The following is a 1,587-nucleotide window of genomic DNA, read 5'->3' as shown; positions in this document are numbered from 1 at the left end:
GTCGGCGATTCTGGCGTCGTGGCAGCGGTGTCGGGCCGGTGGGTTGGGGCCCGAGGATGTGGATCTGCCCTATGAGCCGGACATGGGGGCCGAGGAGCTGCTGTTGCGGGCTTCGGCGCCGGTGTTGGAGCGGTTGCACGGGCTGTTGAGCGATTCGCCGGTGTGCGTCGTGTTGGCGGACGCCGCGGCGCGGGTGCTGGTGCGGCGGGCCGGGGAGCCGGGGTTGAATCGGCACTTGGACGCCGTGCAGTTGGCCGAGGGGTTCAGTTATCTGGAGGCCGATGCCGGTACCAATGGCATCGGGACGGCTTTGGCCGAGGGCCGCGCCTCGGTGGTGCTGGCCGGGGAACACTTCGCCGACCGGTTCCTGGCCTTCGCGTGTGCGGGGGTGCCGATCCGGGATCCGTTCAGTGGCCGGATCCGGGGCGTCGTGGACCTCACCTCGTGGCGCCGGGACGCGAACCCGCTGATGGCGGCTTTGGCGGCGGAGGCCGCGGAGAACATCGAGCTGCGCCTGTTGGAGCAGTACTCGGTGAAGGAGCGGGCGCTGCTCGCTCAGGCGCGGCGGGCTGGCGGGCTGGTGGTGGACGGGGCGCGGGCGGAATGCGGCACTGATGGTTACGGCACGAACAGTTACAGCACCGACAGTTACAGCACGGATGGATACGGCACTGACTACGACGACAGCGCCGAAGGCGTGCGGCGCACCCGGGGCGAGCTGGTTCTCGCCCCGCGGGCCCAGCACGCCGCCGGCACCGACAGCGGCCACGGCGAGCGCCGCGACCGGCAGCTCGTACGGGGCAAGGCGGCCGAACTGGTCGCGGCGGCCAAGCGTGACGTGGTGACGATCCCGTTACCCGGCGGCCGCCACGCCAAGTTGACGGCCCGCACCGGTCGCACCGCGGCCGGCACGGAGGTGGTCACGGTGGAAGCGGAGATGACGAGCGCGATGGAGGTGCCGGGCCCCGTCGAGGTGCCGGGCATCCCGGCCGCCCGGACGCCGAGCGAAACGCAAGTGGCGCGAGGACAGCAGGTGGCGCAGGGGCAGGTGACGCAAGGGCAGGTGACGCAAGGACGAGCGGCACAGGGTCAGGCGACACAAGGGCAGGCGGCACAGGGACAAGCGCCGCAAGGGCAGGTGCCGGCAAGATCGGATGACCAGGCCGGTGAGTCCGGCGGGCCCGGAACGCAGCAGGCGCAGCCGATACGGATGATCGCGGCCCGCATCGAACCGGCTGAGATAGCGATGGCGAGCGCGCGCGCCGAGCAGCGGACGCAGGCGAAACCGCTTCCGCAGAGCGCTGAGCACGCGGCAGCGAAGCCCTTCGCACGGGTCGTGGAAAGCACGACCGCTGCGACAAACACGGCGAGCACGACGGCCGTGCCAGCCGTGCCAGCCGCGCCAAGCCCGCCGGCGGGCGCCGCGTCGCCGAGCCGAAGCGCCGTTCCCTGCCCGGACCAGAGCCGGAATCAGGACCGCGATGAGCAGGGTCGCGGCGGCGATCAAAGCCGCGGTGAGCAGAGCCACCGCGATCAGAGCCGCCCCGGCAACGACTCAAACTCCCCCACCCCCTCGCGCACCAACCC

General features: G+C 71.8%; 1 pseudogene. It reads left to right on the top strand.

From position 1 onward, the window contains the following. Window positions 1–58 precede the first annotated feature (58 nt). A pseudogene (locus KGQ19_RS48545) lies at window positions 59–1,587 on the top strand (GAF domain-containing protein); the annotation flags it as partial.

The sequence above is a fragment of the Catenulispora pinistramenti genome (assembly GCF_018274385.1).
Classification (GTDB): Bacteria; Actinomycetota; Actinomycetes; order Streptomycetales; family Catenulisporaceae; genus Catenulispora; species Catenulispora pinistramenti.
This window is presented reverse-complemented; position numbering and strand designations above follow the sequence as displayed.